Origin of the sequence: Vibrio sp. Vb0304, from assembly GCF_033338995.1 — a bacterium.
Taxonomy (GTDB): Bacteria; Pseudomonadota; Gammaproteobacteria; order Enterobacterales; family Vibrionaceae; genus Vibrio; species Vibrio alginolyticus.
Genome location: NZ_JAWOTT010000180.1, coordinates 1 through 632, shown reverse-complemented (window position 1 = coordinate 632; position 632 = coordinate 1). Strand labels below are relative to the sequence as shown.

2 protein-coding genes are annotated in these 632 nt (G+C 42.9%); both read left to right on the top strand.

Going from position 1 to position 632, the window contains the following annotated elements; genetic code table 11:
- The coding region (gene era / locus R7P35_RS24790) for a GTPase Era (RefSeq protein ID WP_318093019.1) at nucleotides 1-405 on the top strand (405 nt) is incomplete at its 5' end.
- 121 nt (nucleotides 406-526) lie between these two features.
- Nucleotides 527-632 (top strand): recombination protein O N-terminal domain-containing protein (locus R7P35_RS24785; RefSeq protein ID WP_318093023.1); only part of this gene is annotated, 106 nt, incomplete at its 3' end.

Sequence of the window (632 nt, the reverse complement as noted above, 5' to 3'; positions counted from 1 at the left end):
GTACGTAATCACCTGCCGAAAGCGACGCATCACTTCCCTGAAGAATACGTAACGGATCGCTCTCAGCGTTTCATGGCTTCAGAAATCGTACGTGAAAAGCTAATGCGCTTTACTGGTGATGAACTGCCATATTCTGTAACGGTTGAGATTGAGCGTTTTGATTACAACCCAGAAACGGACGGTTTCCATATCAATGCTTTGATTCTTGTTGAACGTAATGGTCAGAAGAAGATGGTTATTGGTAAAGGCGGCGAGAAGATCAAAACCATTGGTCGTGAAGCACGTCTAGATATGGAAGAGTTGTTCGGTCGTAAAGTTTATCTAGAGACTTGGGTTAAAGTGAAGTCTGGTTGGGCAGATGACGAACGTGCACTGCGCTCACTGGGTTACATCGACGATCTATAATTTGAGGCGAGAACACTTCGTTTCAATATTAAGTAGAATCCAATATCGATTAAAATAAGGAGCCGCATGGCTCCTTATTTTTTACTATTCTGGCATTAGATTTTTAGGCACACAGATTTAGATGAGCAACTTATCCGCAGAAGGTTTTCAACGCTGCTTTGTCCTGCACCGACGCCCTTACAGTGAATCGAGCTTAATCCTTGATGTATTTAGTGAGGAATATGGTC